This is a genomic window from Alcanivorax sp. 1008 (assembly GCF_020667895.1).
Lineage (GTDB): Bacteria > Pseudomonadota > Gammaproteobacteria > Pseudomonadales > Alcanivoracaceae > PGZG01.
Genome location: NZ_JAFMPS010000112.1, coordinates 1 through 329 on the forward strand (window position 1 = coordinate 1; position 329 = coordinate 329).

General features: G+C 31.3%; 1 protein-coding gene. It reads right to left on the minus strand.

Translation table 11 applies throughout. The features are described 5' to 3' along the window. Positions 1-329, minus strand: a 329-nt coding sequence (locus tag J1C54_RS16515) for a hypothetical protein (RefSeq protein ID WP_229150086.1), incomplete at both ends; no start/stop codon positions are given.

A 329-nucleotide genomic window follows, 5' to 3' on the forward strand; every position in this document is an offset into this window, starting at 1 on the left:
TAGTTCTTCCAGAGATACAAATATCTGAAGGGTTAATATCTTCATTGGCTAACAATTTTTCAATTTCTCCCAATATGAACGCATCTTCATCTTCTGGGCTAGAAAATGTTTTATATATTGGGTCTTTACCATGCATCAAACTGACATAGCCCTTATTTGTTTCAGTACTACCGTCAAAATCATCGTAAACTTCATCAAACAACAGACTAACAGCTTTTTTCTTTATTTCTTCTGTAGTACGATAATTTACCTTTAGTTTTTTTGACCTTTTACCTCTAATATGAATTCCAGACTTTGAAAAATTTATTGTTCTTCCATAAATGTTTTGG